The sequence below is a fragment of the Stenotrophomonas sp. NRRL B-14846 genome, from assembly GCF_050473585.1.
In the GTDB taxonomy this organism is placed as follows: domain Bacteria; phylum Pseudomonadota; class Gammaproteobacteria; order Xanthomonadales; family Xanthomonadaceae; genus Stenotrophomonas.
The window spans coordinates 3,720,944-3,741,968 of sequence record NZ_JBFLUN010000022.1; the positions used below are offsets into that span (position 1 = coordinate 3,720,944).

The window sequence follows — 21,025 nt, forward strand, 5'->3', positions numbered from 1 at the left end:
GCGGGCAGTCTGGACCCGTGGGCCATGCAGGTCAACCCGGCCGCCCCGCGACGACGCCCGGCCGGTTGTTCTCGTGCGTACACAGACCGGCGCGCATAATGTCGTGGTGGCGCTCGCCACGCCCTCCCCCACCCGAACGGACGCACAGCGGGCTCCCCCGATGACCAGGTATTCCCATGCATAGCGGTGGTCTGGAACTGGCCCTGGTGCTGCTGCTGGCGGCGGTCATCGCCGTGCCGGTGTTCAAGAAGTTCGGCTTCGGCGCGGTACTGGGCTACCTGGCGGCCGGCGTGGTGCTGGGCCCGGACGGACTGGGCTTCGTGCAGGACGCCGACCGCATCCTCGGCGCCGCCGAAATCGGCGTGGTGATGCTGCTGTTCGTGATCGGCCTGGAACTGTCGCCGGCACGCCTGAAGGTGATGCGGCGCTCGGTGTTCGGTGCCGGTGCGGCGCAAGTGGCGCTGTCCGGGCTGGTGCTGGGCGGCCTGCTGCTGCTCGACCATTTCCAGTGGAAGAGCGCACTGGTGGTGGGTGTGGCACTGGCACTGTCGTCCACCGCGGTCGGCCTGCAGCTGCTGTCCGAGCACAAGGCGATCAACAGCGACCATGGCCGGCTGGGCTTTGCCATCCTGCTGTTCCAGGATCTGATCGCGATCCCCTTGCTGGCGGCCATCCCACTGCTGGGCGGGGTAAAGAACGAGACCCTGCGCATCGAGGATGCGATGGTGGCGCTGGGCGCGCTGGCACTGGTGATCCTGTGCGGGCGACCGGTGCTGCGCAAGGTGTTCAGCATCATCGCGCGCACCCGCAGCCCGGAAGTGTTCACCGCCACCGCCCTGCTGGTGGTGCTCGGCACCGCCTGGTTCATGCAGGAAGCCGGCCTCAGCCCCAGCCTGGGCGCGTTCCTGGCCGGCGTGCTGCTGTCCGATTCGGAGTTCCGGCACGAACTGGAAGCGCAGATCGAGCCGTTCAAGGGGCTGCTGCTGGGCCTTTTCTTCATCGCGGTGGGCATGGGCATCGACCTCGACCGCATCGCCGCCGAGCCGTGGCTGATCGCGGCCGGCGTGGCGATCCTGCTGGTGGTCAAGTTCAGCCTGCTGTATGTGATTGGCCGTATTGCAAAGCTCAGTTCACGGCAGTCGCTGCTGCTGGGCAGCGTGCTGTGGCTGGGCGGCGAATTCGCCTTCGTGGTGTTCAACGAAGCGCAGCGCGCGCACCTGCTGGGCAACGCCAACCATGACCGGCTGGTGGCGATCGTTGGCCTGTCGATGGCGATCACGCCGCTGCTGATGATCGCGCTGCTCAGACTGCTCGGCCAGGAAAAGGCCGCACCGCGCCAGGCGGCCGAGGCTGACAAGGTAGCGCCGGACAACCGGCCCAAGGTGCTGATCGCCGGCATGGGCCGCTTCGGCCAGGTGATCGCGCGCCTGCTGACGGCACAGAAGGTGCCGTTCGTGGCGCTGGAGGCGAACCCGGACACCGTGGCCGACCTGCGCCGCTTCGGCAACCAGCTGTACTACGGCGACCCGACCCGGCCGGAGATGCTGCGTGCGGCGGGTGGCGAGCACATCGACGTGTTCGTGATCACCGTGGATGACCCGGAGACCAACCTGCGCGCCGTGCGCATGGTGCGCCGGCTGTACCCGGACGCGAAGGTGCTGGCGCGTGCACGCAACCGCCAGCATGCGTGGCGCCTGATGGACATGTCGGCCGAGCCGTTCCGCGAAGTGTTCGGCACCAGCCTGGAGATGAGCGGCCGCGTGCTGACCGCGCTGGGCGTGGCACCGGACGTGGCCGAACGCCATGTGCAGCGCTTCCGCGAGCATGACGAACAACTGCTGCGCGACCAGTACCTGGTGTATGACGACGAGGCCGCGGTGATCCAGACCTCGCGCGATGCACGCAACGACCTGATGCACCTGTTCGAGGCCGACGCGGAGAGCGACGGCGAGTAGGCGTGCCGACCAACGGTCGGCACCCACCACAGAATGCGGTAGTGCCGGCCGCTGGCCGGCAATCCCGGGATTCTGGAGGCTTCATGAGGTTGCCGGCCAGCGGCCGGCACTACCCACAGCGGATTCCGGCAGTAGATCCACGCCATGCGTGGATGGCGCGATGTTGGGGTCAGAGCCCTTTCCGTTGGAAAGAGATCCGACCCCGGCCTGTCAGCCGTTGTCGCGCAGGAACCGCGCCATCGACGAAACGCCCGGCACGCGCGGTTCGAACTCGCCGGCCACGTCGATGAAGCCGCGCATCACTGCGATCTCGCGCGGGCTGCGGTTGAGGCTGTCGCGCACTTCCGGATCGGCACCGGCGCGCAGCAGACGCTGCACCAGCAGCGGCAGTCCATGCAGCGCGGCCAGATGCAGCGGGCCGAAGCCGCGCGGATCGCGCACGTCCAGGCTGACGTCCTCATCCAGCAGGCGCTCTACCGCTGCCATCACCACCTGCTCGTCGCAGGCGGTGCCCGGCTCGGCGCGTGCGCCCAGCAGCAGCAGCAGCGGCGTGACCGAACCGGCAGCAGCCTGGTCCGGCTCGGCGCCGGCCAGCAGCAGGGTGTCGAGCAGGGCCAGCAGGCGCGAGCGGTCGCGGGCACTGAAGCCGTACAGCGCCGCACAGTGCAGCGGCCCCAGCTGCTGCGCGTCACCGGCATGCACGTCGGCACCGGCAGTGAGCAGGCGCGCGACGATGTCCGGCAGGCCCAGCGCCGAGGCCAGCATCAGCACGGTCACCCCACCCGGCAGGCGGTGTTCCAGCTTGGCGCCGGCATCGAGCAGTGCCGACACGATATCCACCTGGCGCATGCTGACCGCCGCCGACAGCGGCGTCGCACCACTGGCCGCGGCGTGCTGCGGATCGGCGCCACGCGCCAGCAGCAGGTCGGTCACCGCCAGGTGACCACCACCGGCCGCACGCAGCAGCGCGGTGCAGCCCTGTGCATCGACCGCGTCGACGGCGAACCCCAGATCGATCAGGCGGCGCACCGCATCCACATCACCGGCCATCGCGGCGGCCGGCAGATCGGCCTCGCGCAGGGTACGGCGCGGCAACGGCCACACCCGCCAGTCCAGCCAGTCGGCCAGGTCACGGCGACCGATCGACAGCGCGACGCCCAGCGGCGTCTGGCCGTCGGCGGCACGTGCTTCCGGCGAGGCGCCGTGCTGCACCAGCAGCTTCAGCGCGCCTTCGCGGGCCAATGCGGTGGCCAGGTGCAATGCGGTCATGCCATGGCTGTCGCGCGCTTCGCGATCGACACCGGCCTTGAGCAGGGCCTGCTGCAGGCGCAGCCAGCCCAGGCGCACTGCCAGTGACAGCGGCGGATCGCCCGCTGGCGAAGCTGCGAACGGATCGGCGCCGCGTTCCAGCAGTTCCAGCGCCAGCTGTTCCAGGCCACGGGCGGCCTGGTCGTGCTGCGCGCAGGCGGCGAGGAAACGCGCCAGGCCGCCGCGACCGGCCGGCGACAGGCCACGCTGCAGCATCACCTGCAGCGCAGGCACCGCATCGATGCCGCGCGACAGCAGCGCGAACATCGGGGTGTCGGCGCAGGCGTCGCGCACATAAGGATCCGCACCGTGGCCCAGCAGCCAATCGACCGCGCGCGGCTCCAGTGCCAGCTCCGGATCGAGCAGCAGGCCGCCCAGTTCTTCCGGCTGGCACAGCTTGGCCAGCGCGGCCATGCCCTCGGTATTGCCGAAGCCCAGTGCTTCGCGCAGCAGGGTCAGCGGCGGGCGATCCGGCAGCAGGCCGCTGGCGCTGGCGGCTTCGCCGCGCTCGGCCAGGCCATCACTGACGGCGGCCGGCAACGGATAGGACGGGTCCAGCAGGGCGACGATCGCCCAGCGGCCGGCTTCAGCGGCGTAGTCCACCGCGCGGCGGCCGACCGGATCAGCCGCATCGGCGGCGATGCCCAGCTCGACCAGGCGCTTGATCAGCAGCGGCGAGACATCCTCGGCCATCGCTGCCAGCTGCACCGCATTGCGGCCTTCGCCGTCCACCGCGACCAGGTCCGGCTTATGCGGCAGCAGGTGCTCGACCACGGCGGCACGACCGGCACGGGCCGCTTCCAGCCACGGTGTACGACCCAGCGCATCGCGCGCTTCCAGATTGGCGCCCGCGCCGAGCAGCACGCCGATGATCTCCACGTGGCCAGCCAGGGCCGCTTCGTGCAACGCACTGCGGCGCTGGCGATCACGCGCGTCGGCCCGCGCCTTGTGCTTGAGCAGCAGCTGCACACCGGCCGGATCGTCGTCCTCGGTGGCGGCGGCGGCCAGCAGCACTGGGGTGCCTTCGGCCGGTTCGCTGCGTGCACCACGTTCGAGCAGGAAGCGGGCCAGGCGCCAGTTGCCGACCTGGCAGGCCACCGCCAGCGGCGACCAGCCCTCGCGGTTCAGCGCATCGACTTCGGCGGCGGCATCGCGCAGCAGCGCGGCCACGCCCGGGTCGGAACTGCGTGCGGCATGGTGCAGCGGGGTGTTGCCATCACTGTCGGTGGCGCGCGAATCGGCGCCGTTGGCGAGCAGGGTCATCACCGCTTCGGGGCGGCCATGCCAGCTGTCGCGGGTCGCGGCCAGCAGCGGGGTCATGCCCCGGTGCGGCGCATTCACATCGACGCCGCGGGCAATCAGTTCGCGCAGCAGGCGCAGGTCCGGCAGCACCGCGGCCAGCACCGCCAGGCTGCGCTGGTCACGCCAGTTCGGGTCCGGCAGCGCATACGGATCGGCACCTGCCTGCAGCAGCTGCAGGCCGCGGTCGATGCGACCCTGGCGCGCGGCTTCATACAGCGCCGGTGTCAGTTCCTGCGGCGCCATCGCCTCCAGCGGCGCGGTTTCGGCCGCAGCGGGGAACATCGGTTCCTGTTCGCTGCTGGCCGCTGCGAACGGGCTGGGACGCAGCGACACCAGCGGCGCGGGCGCGACCCGCTGCAGCAGCAGGTGCAGCACCGGCGACAGCAGCACGACCGCCAGTGCGGCGGGCCAGCGTGCGCTTTCCGGCAACAGGCCCGGCCAGGCCGGCAGCACCACCAGTGCGGACAGCGCGATCACCAGCGCGGCCACGCCAAGGCCACGCCAGGCGGTCAGGTCGCGCCCGGCCAGCGCCTGCCAGTGCTGGGCAAGGCTGCCATCGAGGCGCTCGACATCGTTCCACAACGGCCAGGTGCGCCAGGCCGCCAGCAGGCCGGCGCTGACCAGCACGCTCAGGCCCAGCACTGCCGCCAGGCTGCCGCTGTCACGCAGTGCCGCCAGCGGCCAGGCCAGCAGCAGCGCCAGCAACAGCGGCGCGGCCGCCCACAATGCCAGCAGCGCGGGCAGGTCCTGGCGTGCGACCACCTTCAGCGGCAGCAGCGCACGGCTGCGACGCCACCACGACACCCCCAGCGCAAACGCCGGCTGCGCCAGTGCGGCAAGGATGGCACCCGGCACACCGCCCACGGCGGCGCCCAGCGCCAGCACGGCACCCACGGCGAAGGCGATCGACAGGGCGCGCGGACGGGAGATGTCAGTCATAGTGTCGCGGCATCAGGCTGGCCACCGACGGCGGCACCTGCAGGTAGAACCCGCGTTCGCTCATTTCGCTGCGGACCTTTTCAGGATCGGCCTGGGCCAGGCGGCGCTGGGCATCCAGGGCCACCTCCAGGACGAAGGTGAGCGTTCCCAGCGAGGTGAGCAGCGGCGCGGGCAGCGCGCTGAAATCATCGCGTCGGGGAACGTAGACGTAGGTGTCCGGCTTGAGTTGGCTTTTATAGACGTAGGCGTGCATGTCCGCGGGACGATAACCCGGGAAGAGCCATGATTGTGTCGGAAAGCCGACACCGGGGAAAGCCGTCAGCCGACGATGGCGGCGCGATCGGCGGCGTTTCCCCAGCGAGGTTCAGCAATGTGGCGGCGGCGTTCAGCCAGCGCCGCCGCCACACGGGTGCTTACTTGACCTTGGCGTAGGTGCCCTTCAGCGCCACACCGGCCACGAAGGTGCCGGCCCAGCACTCGTAGTTGGTCGTGCTCTTGAACTCGTTCTTCTTGTAATAGCTGACGATGTCGACCACCGCGTTGGCGCCGCGCGACCTGGCGCCGTCCTGCAGCGCGCGCAGCGCCGACAGCGCAACCCAGCGGCAGGCCTCGGCGTCGCTCTTGTTGGCGGCGTTGGTCTTCTTGTTGGTCACGTCTTCGCCCAGGCGCTGCTGCACGCTCACCGGCTGTCCGGCCAGGTAGAAGCGCACGCTGCCGTCGATGCCGGCGTCCTTGGCAGCCTGCGAGCTGACCAGCTCCTGCAGGGACTGCTCGACGCGGGTATCGCGGGCGGAGGCGGTGGAGGTCAGGGCCAGCAGCGCGGTGGCCGTGGCGATCATCAGGGTGCGGCGCATCGGAACATCTCCTTGTCGAGGGTGCGGGTGGATAGCGGAAACGGTGCGGTGGGGCGGTGGATCACTCGCTCCAGCGGCGGAACACCAGCGAGGTGTTGATGCCGCCGAAGGCGAAGTTGTTGCTCATCACGTATTCGGCCTGCAGTTCGCGACCTTCCCCGGTGATGAAGTCGAGCTGGCCGCAGCGCGGATCGACCTCGGCCAGGTTCAGGGTCGGCGCGAACCAGCCGGCGCGCATCATCTGGATGCTCAGCCAGGCCTCGAACGCACCACAGGCACCCAGCATGTGGCCGACATAGCTCTTCAGCGAGCTGATCGGCACGCGGTTGCCGAACACCTGCGCGGTCGCCTGGGTTTCGGCGATGTCACCGTGGTCGGTGGCGGTGCCGTGGGCGTTGACGTAGTCGATCTGCGCCGCGTCCAGGCCTGCATCCTCCAGCGCCAGGCGCATGGCCTGGGCCATGGTGTCGGCGCTGGGCTGGGTGACGTGCTGGCCATCGCTGTTGGTGCCGTAGCCGACCACCTCGGCCAGGATGGTGGCGCCGCGCGCCTGCGCGTGCTCCAGGTCTTCCAGGATCAGCGTGCAGGCGCCCTCGCCCAGCACCAGGCCATCACGGCCGGCATCGAACGGTCGCGGGGTGGTCTGCGGCGCATCGTTGCGCACGCTGGTGGCGAACAGGGTGTCGAACACCGCCGCGGCGGTGGCATCGAGCTGCTCGGCACCGCCGGCCACCATCACCGTCTGCTTGCCGCTGCGGATGGCCTCATAGGCCGCGCCCACGCCCTGGCTGCCCGACGTACAGGCGCTGGAGGTGGTGTAGACACGCCCGGACAGGCCGAAGAACACGCCGATGTTGACCGGCGCGGTGTGGCTCATCATCTTCAGGTAGGTGGTGGCACTGATGCCTTCGGTGGTGAACTCGTTGAGCATGCGCCCGAATTCACCGGTAGCCTCATGGCTGCCCGAGGACGAGCCGTAGGCCACGCCGGTACGGCCACTGCGCAGCACCGGGTGCTCGTGCAGGCCAGCTTCGCGCAGCGCCACTTCGGTGGCGCGCACCGACATGATCGCGACCTTGCCCATCGAGCGGGTGGTCTTGCGGTTGTAGTTCGGCGGCAGCTCGAAGTCCTGCGCCGGCGCGGCCAGCTTGGTGTTCAGCCCGGCATAGACATCCCACTCGGGCATCGCGCGCACCGCATTGCGGCAGCTGCGCAGGTGCGCCTCGATGGTCGGCCAGTCGTGGCCGAGCGGACTGATGGCGGCGGCACCGGTGACCACCACGCGACGATCGGCGGCCATCAGAGCATGCCCCCGTTCACCGAGATCACCTGGCGGGTGATGTAGCCGGCCGGTTCGGACAGCAGGAACGCCACCGTCGCCGCCACTTCGTCGGGACGACCGACGCGGCCGGCGGGAATCAGCTTGAGCGCGTGTTCAACCACTTCATCGTTGAGCATTTCGGTCTCGATCAGGCCCGGGGCCACGCAGTTCACGGTGATCTGACGGCTGGCCAGTTCCAGCGCCAGCGCCTTGGTGGCACCGATGATGCCGGCCTTGGCGGCGCTGTAGTTGACCTGCCCGCGGTTGCCGGCCAGCCCGGACACCGACGACAGGGTGACGATGCGGCCCGGCTTGCGCCGGCGCACCATCGGCATGATCAACGGATGCAGCACGTTGTAGAAGCCATCCAGGTTGGTGTGGATGACCTGGTCCCAATCCTCCGCCGACAGCGCCGGGAAGGCGCCATCACGGGCGATGCCGGCATTGCAGACCACGCCGTAGTACGCGCCATGCGCGTCGACATCGGCCTCCAGCGCAGCGCGTGCGGCCTCGCGGTCGGCCACGTCGAACACCAGCACGCGGGCCTGCTGGCCCAGTGCCTGGATCTCGGCCACCACCGCCTGCGCCTCTTCCACGCGGCTGCGGCAATGCACCACCACGTCGAAGCCGTCGCGCGCGATGCGCAGCGCGATGGCCCGGCCGATGCCCCGGCTGGCGCCGGTCACCAGCACGCTTCGATTCCCTGTCATGCCTGTCCACTCTCCAGATAGGCCATCGCGTCGGCCGGTTCGAACACCGACACGTTGGCTGTCGCCCATTCTTCCTCGCCTGCCAGGATGCGGCAGGCGAACATCCCCAATCCATTGTCACCCAACAGCTCGCAGCGCGCCTGTACGCGCAGCCGCGAACCGCTGGGGAAGCTGCTGCGCAGGCTGCTGTAGCGGCGGCTGCCGAGCAGGAAGCCCAGCTGCGGCGGCCTGCCGGCGGCGCGTGCGCGGCAGCCGGCCCAGGCCGCGATGGCCTGTGCCATGTATTCGATGCCGACCCAGGCCGGCACCTGGCCATCCTCGACGAACAGCCCGGCCCCGGGCACCACCAGTTCGGCCTCGATGGCGTCCTGGTCCCACTGCGTGATGCGCTCCAGCAGGCACATGTCCTGGCGGTGGGGCACCACGTCCTCGATCGCGTACAGCGTGTTCATCGACGCTCCAGCGCCAGCACGGCATTGCTGCCGCCGAAGGCGAACGAATTGCTCAGCACCCGTCGCGGCGGCTGCGCCAGGCGGGTGGCCGGGGCCACCAGCGGCAGCACCGGCAACGCGGGATCGGCCACGCCGTCCCACCAGTGCGGCGGCAGCTGCTGCTGCGGGTTCTCGGCCAGCAGGATCCAGCACAGCGCCGCCTCGATCGCACCCGAGGCGCCCAGCGTATGGCCGGTCAACGGCTTGGTTGAACTGGCCGGCACGCCGTTGCCCAGCACCTGCGAGACCGCCAGGCTTTCCATCGCGTCGTTGTGGCCGGTAGCAGTGCCATGCAGGTTCACGTAGTCCACTTCGTCGGCGGCCCAGCCGGCACGCAGCAACGCCTGCTGCAGGGCATCGATGGCGCCCAGCCCCTGCGGGTCCGGGGCGGACATGTGGTGCGCGTCGGCCGATTCGCCCCACCCGGCCAGGCACACCGGACCGGGTTCGCGGGTGAGCAGGAACAACGCAGCGCCCTCGCCGATGTTGATGCCGGAGCGATGCTGCGAGAACGGATTGCAGCGCAGCGCCGATACTGATTCCAGCGCGCTGAAGCCGGCCACGGTGAAGCGGCACAGCGAATCGGCGCCACCGGCAATCACCGCGTCGACGATGCCGGCGCGCAGCATGCGCGCCGCCGACATCAGCGCCTTGGCGCTGGACGAGCAGGCGGTGGACAGGGTCCATGCCGGCCCCTGTGCGCCACTGCGCTGGCGCACGAACTGCGCGGCAGTGCCCATTTCCTGCTGGGCGTAGTCGAAGCCCTGCGGCCACTGGCCCTGTTCGGCGTGGCTGCGCAGGGCCTGCTCGGATTCACCGATGCCCGAGGTACTGGTACCCAGCACCACCGCCACGCGCTCGGCGCCATGGCGGGCGATCGCGGCGGCCACGGCCGGTGCGATCTGCGCCAGTGCCACGTCCAGCAGCGCGTTGTTGCGCCCGCGCAGGGCCACCGGCAGGTCATCCAGTGTTGGCAGTGGCGTGCGTACTTCTCCCAGCGCCAGGGTGCGTCCCGGCAACAGGCTGTCGTTGTCAGTGAGACCGCCCGGCGCGTCGGCGAACATGGCCGACGTCACAGCGGCGCGGCCATCGCCAAGCGCACAGACCACGCCCAGGTCGTTCAGATAGATCGGTGCGCTCATCGGTCCGGCCCGGCCATGTCGATCGATTCGATGCGCAGGGCGTAGCCTTCGGCGCGGTTGTCCAGCTGCACGCTGCCATCGTCCAGGCGCTGCAGCTGCAGCCACACCGTGCCGTCGCGCGACAGGCTGCGCTGGTGACCGTCATCGCTGACCTGCCAACCGGCCGGCAACGCGGCGGCAATGGCCGCGGTCGGCCACAGCGCGAACTGCAGGTCATCCAGCACGCGCTCGGCACGCACCTGCGGCGGCAGCCACGGCGCGCGCTGCTGGGTCAGCTGCTGGCCGTCCCATTGCAGGCGCACGCCGGTCTGGCCCATCGCCTGCACTGCCAGCTGCACCTGCTGCGCGTCGGCTTCCAGCAGAGCATCCAGGTCGCGCTCATGCGTGCCGAACCGGAAATGCAGCTGCTGCTGCAGTGCCAGCGGCGCCGGCAGGCTGGCCGGCGACAGGCGCAGCGGCGGCAGTTCCACCTGCGGCTTCGGCATGCGGCCGGCACAGGCGGCCAGCAGCAGGCACAGCAACAGCGCTGCAGTACGGGCGATCACGCGCTGCACAGCTGCTCCAGCACGCGCATGCGACGGCCGCTTTCATCGGCCACGTACGGGTTGTTGGTGTCCCAGGCGTAGCCGGCCAGGATGGAACTGATCATGTCGCGCACTTCAGGCTGCTGCTGCGGGTGGTAGATGATCTTCTGGAAACCGCCTTCGTACCAGCTTTCGACGAAGCGGCGGAAGGTCTTCACGCCGGCGCGCAGCGGGATCGAGAACTCGGTTTCCCAGTCGACGGTTTCGCCGGCATAGCGGCGCGCCAGGCACTCGCTGGCCAGCTGCGCGGACTTGAAGGCGATGGTGACGCCGGAGGAGAACACCGGGTCGAGGAACTCGCCGGCATTGCCCAGCAGGGCGTAGCCCGGGCCCCACAGCGAACTGACATTGGCCGAGTAACCGGTGATCCGGCGCACCGGCAGCACCGCCCATTCGGCGTTGGCCAGCAGCCGGGTCAGGTTGGGGTCCTCGCCGACGATGGCCTGCAGTTTCTGCAGGTCGTCGCCTTCGTAGCGCTCGAAGAACGACGGCTCGGCGACCACGCCCAGCGAGCAGCAGCCGTTGGAGAACGGGATCGTCCAGTACCAGACGTCGATGTGCTCGGGATGGGTGGTGATCAGGATCTTGTTGCGGTCGAAGTCCGCTTCGGCCGGAATGTTGTCGCGCACGTGGCAGAAGATCGCCCCGCGCACCGGGAAGTTGGACGGCGATTCCAGCTGCAGCAGGCGCGGCAGCAAGCGCGCGAAACCGGATGCATCGAGGATGAAATCGGCCTCGATGCGGTACTCGCTGCCGTCCGGGCGGCGCACGGTCACCGCCGGCTGCTCGCCCGCTTCGACCGACAGTACTTCATCACCGAAGCGCAGCGTGGTGCCCATGCGTTCTGCGCCGCGCGCCAGCACGTTGTCGAAGTCGGCGCGCTGCACCTGGTAGGTCGTGCCCCAACCCGGCGAGAACTTCTTCCTGAAGTCGAACGCGGTGCGCGCCTCGCCATGCACGAAGGCGGCGCCGTTCTTGTGCTGGAAACCCGCTTCGACCACGTCCTGCAACAGGCCGGCAGCCTCGATGTACTCCATGCTCTGCGGCAGCAGGCTTTCACCGATGGAGAAACGCGGGAACTGCTGGCGCTCCAGCATCAGCACCTGGCGGCCCTGCTGGCGCAGCATCGCCGCAGCCACGGAGCCGGCCGGGCCGGCACCGATGATCAGGATTTCAGTACGTTCGACAGCATCCACAGCAGTATTCATCGGTGCGTCCTTGTTGCTCGATCAAGTGGAAAGAAGGAAGTCGGAAAACAGGCTCAGGCCGGCGGCAGATCGTGCGGCGGCGGCCGGAACAGCGGCGAGATCAGCCAGACCAGGCCGATGCCGAACAGCAGGGTCAGGCCGAACGCGCGCAGCGCCGGGGTCTGCGACAGTCCCAGCAGGCCGAACGACAACCAGGTGCTGGCCGCGCCCACGCACACCGCCAGCCAGGCACTGGCATCGCCGCGGTGCTCGATCAGGAAGATGCCGTAGTCGATGCCCATGCCCAGCAGCAGCATCAGTGCCAGCACGTTGAACAGCTGCAGTGGCTGGCCGAACAGGCCCAGCAGGCCCAGGGTCAGCGCACCGGCAATCAGCGTCGGCGCGAACACGCGCCAGGCCTGGCGGCGGTAGCGCAGCCACAGCGCGCCGAACACCAGCACGATGCCGACCAGCAGCAGCCCACCCATCAGCTTGCGGTAGTGGCCCAGCAGCTGCGAGAAGTCGGCGGTGCGGTCCACCCAGCGCACACCCGGCAGGCCTTCCGCCGCCCCGCGCAGGGTGGCCAGCGCATCAGCGCGCGACAGGTCATCGACCATCACCACGCTGATCATCTGCCCGCCGACCTCGCCCACCCACAGGTGGCGGAACGGCTGCGAGGCCGGCGAGGCCAGGAACGCCTCCGCGGTCAACGGCGTAGCGGCGAAGTCCGGGCGCGGCAGCGGTTCGCCGACCGCCTCGGACACCGCGTCCAGCACGCCCGGTTCCACCTTGGCGGTCAGCGCGGCATCGGCCTGCTGGCGCGCCGGCGACGGCAGCCAGTCGCTGATCGCGCGGTAACCGCCGATGCGCTTGTCGTTGGCCAGTACACGCAGGCGTTCGGTCAGCGCTTCTTCGCGCTGCAGCAGTTGTGCGGCGTCACTGCCCTGCACCAGGTAGAACTGCGCCGGGCTGGGCATGCCCAGCAGCTGGCTCAGGCGGATCTGCTGGGCCATCAACGCCGGCGGCGAGGACTGCAGGCTGCGCAGATCGTCATTGCTGTTCAGGCGGGCAATGCCGATGGCAGACAGCGCCAGCGTGATCACCACGAACACCGTCACCGGCCGGCGGCCATGCAACCGCGGGAAGCGCTCCAGCGTGTTGCCCAGCCACTGCGAGAAACGGGTCTGGCGGATCTCACCGCCATCCAGCCACGGGAACCAGAAGATCACCGTGAGGAAGGCGGCAGCCAGGCCGACCACCGAGAACAGCGCCATCTGGCGCAGGCCCGGGAACGGGGCCAGGCCCAGGGCCAGATAGGCCAGCGCACTGGTCAGCAGCGCCAGCCACAGGCCCGGCAGCAGGTGCCGCAGCAGCTTCCAGCGGCGATCGGCCGGCTCGGCCTGGCGCGAGGCGAACCAGTGGATGCCATAGTCCTCTGCCACGCCCACCAGCGACGCACCGAACACCAGGGTGAGCACGTGCACCTTGCCGAACACCAGTACGGTCACCGCCAGCGCCACGCCGCAGCCGATCAGCAACGACGCGGCGACCAGCAGGATCGGCCGCAGCGAACGAAACGCCAGCCACACCAGCAGCAGCACCGCAGCCAGCGAGCCCCAGCCGATGGTGTTGATCTCCTGGTTGGCCTGCACAGCGGCCGCTTCGGCATGCAGCGGCACGCCGGCATGCAGGATTTCCAGCTCGGGCGCCGCCGCCCTGGCGGCCTGCCCGGCACGTTCCAGCAGGCCATCGAGATGGCGCTCACCATCGAGCTGGAATGCCGAACCCGGTGTATCGAACTGCAGCGCAGCCCAATGCTTGCCCTCGGCTTCGAGCAGGCCGTCATCGCCCAGCCGCAACCCCGAACCCTGTGCCTGCTGCTGCCACCACTGCGGCCACAGCGACAACGGGTCTTGCCGCCAGTCGGTCAGGCGCGGCGCGCCCATCGGGCCGTACAGCGCGGCCAATGCCTGCTCGGCCAATGCGCCCGGTTCGCTGCCCTGCAGCTGCTCGCGCTGGGCCGGCGTCAGCAGGCGGTCGCGGTACGGCGCGTAGAACGCGCGCGCGTCATCGAACCAACCTTCGATCGAACCACTGGGCACCAGCAAGGCGTGGTCGGTGTCCTTGGCCATGGCCGCGGCAAAGGCCGCCTGCGCGCGCTTGGCGGCGGCGCCGTCCTTGCTGCCCAGCAGCACCACCACCTGCCGCGAGCTGCCGTCGGCGATGCGCCGGGTGACGTCGCTCAACAGGCGATCATGCGCATCCTGCGGCAGCAGCGCCAGGATATCGGTGTCGATCCGCGACTCCTGGCTCCACAGGCGCCACTGCTGCGCGCCCAGTACCAGCAGCACCAGCAGCCAGGCGATGCCCAGCCAGTGCCACCAACGCCGCAACCGGTCCGGCGCGTTCGATGCCACGACCTCACTCAAAGCGGCGCGCCTCGTCGGCGTTGAGCGTGGCCGGTGCCTCGCTCAATGCGCTGAACTGGATCTGCGTGCGGTCTTTGTTGGCCTCGATGATCTCGACCTGGCGCACGTAGCGGTCACCCTGCAGGGTCAGCGACTGGAACGCCTTGGCCAGCATCGCCGACTTCGGCGTCAGCCGCAGCCGCCAGCCCTGCCCTTCACGGCTGGCCGCCACGTTGAACTGGCTGGACAGCGCCTGCACGTCACCACTCATCAGCGCGAACATGATCGCGTTCACCGAACGCATCGCCGGCTGCTGCCGTGCATCCAGCTCGACACGAGTGCTGCCATCGCGCTGGCGGCTGAGGATGCGGTCGGCGGTGACCACCACTTCGGAGGGGAACGGCTTGAGCGTGGTCCAGATCACACCGTGCTGGCGCGCGACCACGAACTGTCCCTGCGAGCGCAGCGGGTTCTTGAAGCCGCTGACCTGCTTTTCCTGGCTGAACTGGCCGCGCAGCACGTCCGGCCGCGCCACCGCCTGGGTGATCGCATCGATGGCGGGGTCGGCGGCCTGCACGCGCGGTGCGGCAATGAGCATCAGCGCGCACAGCAGGACGCTCGGAAGACGGGCAAGCATGTTCACGGCGCAGGCACTCCCAGGCGTTCCCACAGTACCGGCGGGCACTGGTACAGCATTTCCTTGCTGGCCGCGTCCACCGCGACCTGGATGGTCATCGCGCGGGTCAGCACCTGGCCGCTCTGCGCATCGACGATTTCGTACTCGATCTTCAGCCGGTTCTCCCATTCCACGATGCGCGCGATCACGCGCAGGGCCTGGTTGAACAGCAGCGGGCGCACGTACTTCACCCGGGCATCGACCACCGGCCACAGGTAGCCCGATTCGAGCATCTGCGGGTAGTCGTAGTCGTAGCGCCCGAGCAGCGCGCAGCGCGCGATCTCGAAGTACTTGAAGTAGTTGCCATGCCAGACCACGTTCATCGGATCGCAGTCATGGAAGGCGGGGGTCAGCGCAATCTCGCCGACCCGTTCGATGGCCTCATTCACCGGCATACAGCTCCCAACGTTGCGCGCGGATCTCCACCAGCAGTTCCCGCAGTTCGCGATCCAGCGCGCGGTCTTCTTCAACCAGGGCGATGCGCTGCCCCAGGTCGGCGTACATGTCGGCCAGACTGCCATGCAGCTGCGCGTTCAGGCCAACCCGTTCGCGCAGCGCCAGGCCCTGGCGGGCGGCGATCAGCATCGCGGCCACCACCTGTTCAGTCAGCTCGATCACGCGCAGGCAGTCGCGCGCGGCGATGGTGCCCATGCTGACCTTGTCCTGGTTGTGGCACTCGGTGGAACGCGAAAACACGCTGGCCGGCATGGTCTGCTTCAGCGCTTCGGCAGTCCAGGCCGACACGCTGATCTGCAGCGCCTTCAGGCCATGGTTGATGGCCGCGCGCGGGCCGGTGGCCGCCGACAGGTTGGCCGGCAGGCCATGGTTGTAACGGGCATCGACCACCAGCGCCAGCTGCCGGTCGAGCAGGTCGGCAACGTTGGCCACGGTGTTCTTCAGGGTGTCCATCGCCAGCGCGATGTGGCCGCCGTAGAAGTGGCCGCCATGCAGGATGCGCTCGCCGTCGGCATCGATCAGCGGGTTGTCGTTGGCGCTGTTCAGTTCGGTTTCGATCAGCTGGCGCAGGAACGGCAGGCTGTCCTCCAGCACGCCGATCACATGCGGCGCGCAGCGCAGCGAGTAGCGGTCCTGCAGGCGCTGTTCATTGCGCGGCGGACGCTCGCTGTGCAGGTCGCTGCGCAGGCGCGCGGCGATGCGGCCCTGGCCCGGGTGCGGCTTGGCCGCGAACAGGGTTTCGTCGAAGTGATGCGCGTTGCCGTCGCTGGCCAGCACGTTGAACGCGGTCAGGCGCGTCGCCATGCGCGCCAGGTAATCGGCGCGCTGCCAGGCCAGGCAGGCCAGGCCGGTCATCACCGCGGTGCCGTTCATGATCGCCAGGCCTTCCTTCGGCCGCAGCTTCAGCGGGGTCATGCCGATCTTCGCCAGCACCTCCGCCGCCGGCTGCACGCGACCGTCGTGCAGCACCTCGCGCTCGCCGCACAGCACCGCCGCCACGTACGACAGCGGCGTCAGGTCACCACTGGCACCCACCGAGCCTTCGGCCGGAATCATCGGCAGCACGTCGTGCTGCAGCAGCGTGGCCAGGCCTTCCAGCAGCGGCACACTGACACCGGACATGCCACGCACCAGCGAGGCCAGGCGCGCGGCCAGCACCGCGCGGGTCTCGACCGGGTCCAGGTAACGGCCCAGGCCGCAGCCGTGGTAGGTGTACAGGTGGTGCGGCAGTTCAGCCACCAGTGCCGGCGGGATGTTCACCGTGCACGAGTCGCCGTAGCCGGTGGTCACGCCGTAGATCACGCCGTCCTCGCGCAGCAGGCGGTCGAGGAAGTCGGCACCGCGCTGGATGTGCGCGCGGAACGCCGGCGCGTCGCTCAGTGCGGCCTCGCACTGGCGCTGGGCCAGGGCAACCACGTCTTCGATGGTCAACGGTGCATCGCCAAAGCGGCACACGGGTACGGCGTCAGTCGTCATGCGGAGCCTGATCCCAGAAGGGGAAGAAATTGAACCAGTCCAACGGGGACTGGATGACCTGGAGTTCCAGCCAGCGCGCGAAGCGCTGTGCCTGTTCGGCCAGCGCGGCGTCGCGCGAGCCACGCGGCAGCACGATGCGTTCGGCGAACTGTTCGAATGCCACGCGATAGCCCTCGCCCTGGTGCAGGCAGGCCATGCTGTAGACCGGGCAGCCGAGCGCGGCGGCGAGCACATAGGCGCCGATCGGGAACGGGGCGCGGTGGCCAAGGAAATCGGCGGTGACGCTGCGGCCACCCTGCACCGGCGTGCGGTCGCCGACGATGGCGACGAAGCCGCCCGCCGCCACGCGCTCGGCCAGCATCACCGCGGTGGCCGGCCCCATTTCGGTCACCTGCACCAGCTCCACCGCGGCCAGCGGGTCCAGCCGCTGCAGCAGGCGATTGAAGCGCTGCGCGTGCGCGGTATGCACCAGCACGGTGATGCGGAAGCCCGGCACCTGTTCGGCCAGTACCTGGCACAGCTCCAGGCAGCCGATGTGCGCAGTGAGGATCAGCCCGCCTTCGCGGCGCGCGATTTTCTCCAGCACCAGGTCGCGATGCAGGTGGATGCGTTCGGCCGGATAGCGCCCGCCCAGGCCGAGGATCTTGTCCAGCATCGTATCGGCGAAGGCGAAGAAGTGGCGCAGGCTGTCACGCCGGGTCGGCGCGCGGCCGAGCACGCCGCTGTATGCCTGCAGCCGCTGCAGGTACTGCATCGAGGCCTGGCGGCCGACGCGGTTGCCCAGCCAATGGCAGGCCACCACCGGCCACACGCACAGGCGGAACGGCCAGCGCCCGAACCAGCGGTGCACCCAGCACAGGAACAGCACGCCGGCCACCGACGTCGATTCGCCGATGTCAGCCCAGTGCGGGGCACCCTGCGCGGCCGCCATCTCAGCGCTGCCCCCGCAGGCGGCGCCACAACAGGCGCGGTGCGCGCCAGAGCATGCCGAAGAACAGGCGGGTATGCATGCGGCTGATGCGCACGTTGTCGCGCCACACATCGAAGTGCGACACGCCATCGGAGGGATAGGTCACGCGCGTGGCCAGGTGCTCGACCGGCAGCTGCCGCCAGTACAGGCGCACCATCACTTCGGTATCGAAATCCATGCGCCGGCCGATGGTTTCCTCGCCGATCAGGCGCAGTACCGGCGGCAGCGGATACACGCGGAAGCCGCACATGGTGTCGCGCAGGTGCAGCGACAGCGTGTTGATCCAGACCCAGATGTGGGTGGCGTAGCGGCCGTACAGACGCGCCTTCGGCACGCTGGCGTCGTAGGCGGGGATACCGCAGATCACCGCCTCGGGATGCACGCGCGCCGCTTCGATGAAGCGTGGCAGATCGCGGGTGTCGTGCTGGCCGTCGGCATCGATCTGCAGCACGTGGCTGTAGCCACGCGCGGCCGCCTCGGCGAAACCGGCCAGCATCGCCCCGCCCTTGCCCTGGTTGATGTCCAGGCGCAGCAGGTCGACCCCCTGGCGCTGTGCCAGCGAACGCAGCACCGCCGCGCAGGAGGCCCGCGAACCATCGTCGACCAGCAGGCACGGCAGGCCGGCGGCCTGCACGCCGTCGACCACCGCCGCGATGGCGTGCTCGTGGTCGTAGACGGGAATCACCACCAGTGGCGCGAACGCGGCACCGGCAACGGCCGGGTCAGTCCGCATCAGCGAAAACCACCTTGCCGCTGGCATGCACACCATGGCTGGAGGTGTAGCGGAAGGCCAGCACGTTGCGCGTGGCATCCCAGTCCAGCTGCAGGGTCAGCTCATCGCCCGGGCGGGCCACGTGCTGGAACTTCACCGCGTCCATGCGCAGGAACGCAGCGGGCATCGCGAACGCCTGGCGGCCGAAACGCACCGCCCAGTCCAGCTGCGCCACACCAGGCAGGATCGCTGCCTGCGGGAAGTGACCCTGGAATGGCCGCAGTGCCGGATCGAGGGTCATGCGCAGCGTGGCGCTGGCGGCATCGCGGCGGTCCCAGACCGGCACCGGCATCAGTGGCTGGAACAGCGCCGCCAAGGCCGCCTGGGTCACCTTGCCCTGCGCGTTGATCGGCAGTGCCTGCACCAGGCGCCAACGACGCGGCCGGGTCACTGCGTCATGCGCATGCGCCAGGCGGGCGCCGAGGCGTTGGCCCAGCGCACGACGCGCGGCGTCGCCCGCGTCCAGCAGCGCCGGATCGGCCGGCACCACCACGGCGGCCAGCTGTTCGCGCTGCCCGGGCAGCACCAGCACGCGCGCGTCCTCCACTTCGGCGTCTTCGCGCAGCGCGCGTTCCAGCGCATCCAGCGACACGCGGCGTTCTTCGATCTTGACGATGCGGTCGGCGCGGCCCAGCAGCCGGAAGCGGCCATCGGCCAACGCTTCAACGCGGTCCTGGGTACGCCACCAGTCGGGGGTTTCCAGATGCGCCGAGGCCACTGCCAGGCAGCCATCGTCGATCCGCCACTGCACGCCCGGCAACGGCTGCCACGGTGGCAGGTCGGTGTCCCAGCGGCGCCAGGCGATGCCGCCGGTTTCGCTGCTGCCGTAGACCTCGGTCGGGGCCACGCCCAGCCACTGCCGCACCTGCCGCGCCGCGTCTTCCGGCAGCGGGCCACCGGAGGAGAACACCGTGCGCAGGCGGCCATGCAGGCTGGCCCAGTCGAGCTGCTCGGGCAGGCGCTTGAGGTGGGCCGGCGTCGCCACCAGCACCGTATCGGTACCGGCCAGCGCACCCACCAGGTCTTCGTGGAAGAACCGGCGCGGATGGATCAGGCGACCGGCGGCCAGCGGCCACAGCACGCGGAACAGCAGCCCGTAGATGTGCTGGTGGGACACCGTGCCATGAACCTGCACACCCTCCATCTGCGCACCGAACGCGGCCTGCAGCGCCTCCACCTCGCGCGCCAGCTGGTCCAGGCGCTTGCCGATCGCGCTGGGCTCGCCGGTGCTGCCGGAGGTGAACACGCACAGTTCGCAGGCGCGCTCGTCCAGCGCCCGCAGTTCATCGTCCAGCGCGGCGTCCAGCGCCACCAGCGGGCGGTAGTCGGCGGACACGTCGCCTGCGAAGCCGCTCACCTGCGGCTGCAGCGCCTGCAGCGTGGCCGGCAGGTTGTCGGCGGCCAGGAACACCCGCTTGCCGGCATGCCAGGCACCGAACAGCGCCGCGGCGAAGGCCACGGCATCATCAAAGTACAGGGCCCAGTCGCGGCCTTCGGCCGCCGCAAAGGCGGCGCGCCAGGCCAGTACGCGCTGGCGGAAGCCGGCGTGGTCGATCACCTCGCCGTCGCAGAGGCCGACGCCGCGCTGCGGCCGTGCCTCCAGCAGCAGCCGGTCCAGGGCAATCCACTCAGCCATGCGCGTGCGCCGCCTTCACCCGCCGCCGCACCAGCCACTCACCTGCGAACAACACGCCCATCATCACGTACGCCAACAATCCGTTGTAGAGCATCCAGACCCGGTCCGACGCGTACAGCGCGGTCAGCAGGGCCAGGCTGCCGTTGAGAACGAAAAAGCCGCACCACACCTGGGTGACGCGGCGGGTATAGGCCACCGCGAACGGGGGCAGGTCCGGCTCCTGCAGCCGCGCCAGGCGCTCCACCAGCGGCGGCCCGAAGCGCAGGCTGGTGCCGAACACCGCCAGCATCACCGCGTTGACCAGCGCCGGGTACAGCTTCAGCGGCAGGGCCTGGTTGAGCACGGTGGCCAGCACCGCCAGCAGGCCGGTGCCAGCAGCGGCGGCCCACCACAGCGGCTGTCGCGTGCTCAGCGCACGCAGCAGGGCCAGGGTGAACAGCAGCAGCGACAGCCAGCGCGGCTCGAAACGGCCCATCGCCAGGTACACCAGCAGCGGGTAGGCAAGCGAAATCGCTGCCACCACGACGGTACGTGCGCGAGCCATGGCGAAGCCGCCGGCGCTGCGGTCAGGCGGCTGCCTGGTCCGGCAGCAGTCCATGCACGACATCGACGATGTCCTGCACGGTGCGCACGGCCTTGAACGCTTCCGGCTGCAGATTGCGGCCGAGCAGCGGCTTGAGCTGCACGATCAGGTCGACCGCATCGATGCTGTCGATGTCCAGGTCGTCGTACAGGCGGGCCTCGGGGGTGATCCGGGCGGTTTCGATCTCGAAGCTGTCGGTCAGGATGCTGACGATGCGTTCGAACAGTTCATTCTTGGTCATGGCAATTCCTGGCG

The 21,025-nt window shown here is 69.6% G+C and carries 19 protein-coding genes; 1 reads left to right on the plus strand and 18 read right to left on the minus strand.

Annotated elements, in window-relative coordinates; all coding sequences use genetic code 11:
* The first annotated feature begins 176 nt into the window (after window positions 1-176).
* Window positions 177-1,955, plus strand: coding sequence for a monovalent cation:proton antiporter-2 (CPA2) family protein (locus AB1281_RS19340; protein ID WP_049447019.1), 1,779 nt, complete (start codon window positions 177-179; stop codon window positions 1,953-1,955).
* Between the two features lie 210 nt (window positions 1,956-2,165).
* Here AB1281_RS19340 and AB1281_RS19345 read toward each other — a convergent pair whose 3' ends face one another.
* The 18 genes from AB1281_RS19345 to AB1281_RS19430 all read right to left on the minus strand — a co-directional run bounded on the left by AB1281_RS19345 (window position 2,166) and on the right by AB1281_RS19430 (window position 21,011).
* Entirely contained in the window at window positions 2,166-5,504 is a 3,339-nt protein-coding gene (locus AB1281_RS19345) for an ankyrin repeat domain-containing protein (protein WP_075675863.1), read from the minus strand.
* On the minus strand, window positions 5,497-5,757 hold the full coding sequence (locus AB1281_RS19350) for a YcgL domain-containing protein (protein ID WP_014038920.1): 261 nt from the start codon (window positions 5,755-5,757) through the stop codon (window positions 5,497-5,499). The genes AB1281_RS19345 and AB1281_RS19350 overlap by 8 nt, the downstream gene beginning before the upstream one ends.
* 160 nt (window positions 5,758-5,917) lie before the next feature.
* A complete protein-coding gene (locus AB1281_RS19355; protein ID WP_014038922.1) occupies window positions 5,918-6,358 on the minus strand; it encodes a hypothetical protein in 441 nt (146 codons plus the stop codon).
* Window positions 6,359-6,419: 61 nt separating this feature from the next.
* Complete coding sequence (locus AB1281_RS19360) at window positions 6,420-7,658, minus strand: beta-ketoacyl-ACP synthase (protein ID WP_075675862.1); 1,239 nt, start codon at window positions 7,656-7,658, stop codon at window positions 6,420-6,422.
* Window positions 7,658-8,389, minus strand: a complete 732-nt coding sequence (locus tag AB1281_RS19365; protein WP_014038924.1) for a 3-ketoacyl-ACP reductase FabG2 — start codon at window positions 8,387-8,389, stop codon at window positions 7,658-7,660. The genes AB1281_RS19360 and AB1281_RS19365 overlap by 1 nt, the downstream gene beginning before the upstream one ends.
* Window positions 8,386-8,841 carry a hypothetical protein gene (locus AB1281_RS19370; protein WP_014038925.1) on the minus strand — a complete coding sequence of 152 codons (456 nt, stop codon included), beginning with the start codon at window positions 8,839-8,841 and terminating at the stop codon, window positions 8,386-8,388. The genes AB1281_RS19365 and AB1281_RS19370 overlap by 4 nt, the downstream gene beginning before the upstream one ends.
* On the minus strand, window positions 8,838-10,022 hold the full coding sequence (locus tag AB1281_RS19375; RefSeq protein ID WP_430346734.1) for a beta-ketoacyl-ACP synthase: 1,185 nt from the start codon (window positions 10,020-10,022) through the stop codon (window positions 8,838-8,840). Before AB1281_RS19375 ends, AB1281_RS19370 begins: the two co-directional genes overlap by 4 nt.
* A complete protein-coding gene (locus tag AB1281_RS19380; protein ID WP_014038927.1) occupies window positions 10,019-10,576 on the minus strand; it encodes a DUF3261 domain-containing protein in 558 nt (185 codons plus the stop codon). Before AB1281_RS19380 ends, AB1281_RS19375 begins: the two co-directional genes overlap by 4 nt.
* The gene (locus tag AB1281_RS19385; protein WP_014038928.1) at window positions 10,564-11,814 is read right to left on the minus strand and encodes an NAD(P)/FAD-dependent oxidoreductase; all 1,251 of its coding nucleotides are present in this window, start codon (window positions 11,812-11,814) and stop codon (window positions 10,564-10,566) included. Before AB1281_RS19385 ends, AB1281_RS19380 begins: the two co-directional genes overlap by 13 nt.
* 53 nt (window positions 11,815-11,867) lie before the next feature.
* Complete coding sequence (locus AB1281_RS19390) at window positions 11,868-14,222, minus strand: MMPL family transporter (protein ID WP_430346735.1); 2,355 nt, start codon at window positions 14,220-14,222, stop codon at window positions 11,868-11,870.
* Window positions 14,215-14,838, minus strand: coding sequence for a LolA family protein (locus AB1281_RS19395; RefSeq protein WP_430346736.1), 624 nt, complete (start codon window positions 14,836-14,838; stop codon window positions 14,215-14,217). Before AB1281_RS19395 ends, AB1281_RS19390 begins: the two co-directional genes overlap by 8 nt.
* A gap of 2 nt (window positions 14,839-14,840) precedes the next feature.
* Window positions 14,841-15,272 (minus strand): acyl-CoA thioesterase, encoded by a 432-nt coding sequence (locus AB1281_RS19400; protein WP_014038931.1) that lies wholly within the window; start codon window positions 15,270-15,272, stop codon window positions 14,841-14,843.
* Complete coding sequence (locus tag AB1281_RS19405; RefSeq protein WP_032960620.1) at window positions 15,259-16,809, minus strand: HAL/PAL/TAL family ammonia-lyase; 1,551 nt, start codon at window positions 16,807-16,809, stop codon at window positions 15,259-15,261. Before AB1281_RS19405 ends, AB1281_RS19400 begins: the two co-directional genes overlap by 14 nt.
* On the minus strand, window positions 16,799-17,740 hold the full coding sequence (locus AB1281_RS19410) for an acyltransferase (RefSeq protein ID WP_430346737.1): 942 nt from the start codon (window positions 17,738-17,740) through the stop codon (window positions 16,799-16,801). Before AB1281_RS19410 ends, AB1281_RS19405 begins: the two co-directional genes overlap by 11 nt.
* Window position 17,741: 1 nt before the next feature.
* A complete protein-coding gene (locus AB1281_RS19415) occupies window positions 17,742-18,512 on the minus strand; it encodes a glycosyltransferase family 2 protein (protein ID WP_164115384.1) in 771 nt (256 codons plus the stop codon).
* The gene (locus AB1281_RS19420) at window positions 18,502-20,187 is read right to left on the minus strand and encodes an AMP-binding protein (protein WP_430346738.1); all 1,686 of its coding nucleotides are present in this window, start codon (window positions 20,185-20,187) and stop codon (window positions 18,502-18,504) included. The genes AB1281_RS19415 and AB1281_RS19420 overlap by 11 nt, the downstream gene beginning before the upstream one ends.
* Complete coding sequence (locus AB1281_RS19425) at window positions 20,180-20,731, minus strand: membrane protein (RefSeq protein WP_032954654.1); 552 nt, start codon at window positions 20,729-20,731, stop codon at window positions 20,180-20,182. The genes AB1281_RS19420 and AB1281_RS19425 overlap by 8 nt, the downstream gene beginning before the upstream one ends.
* 22 nt (window positions 20,732-20,753) lie before the next feature.
* Window positions 20,754-21,011, minus strand: a complete 258-nt coding sequence (locus AB1281_RS19430) for an acyl carrier protein (RefSeq protein WP_005411609.1) — start codon at window positions 21,009-21,011, stop codon at window positions 20,754-20,756.
* Window positions 21,012-21,025: the final 14 nt, after the last annotated feature.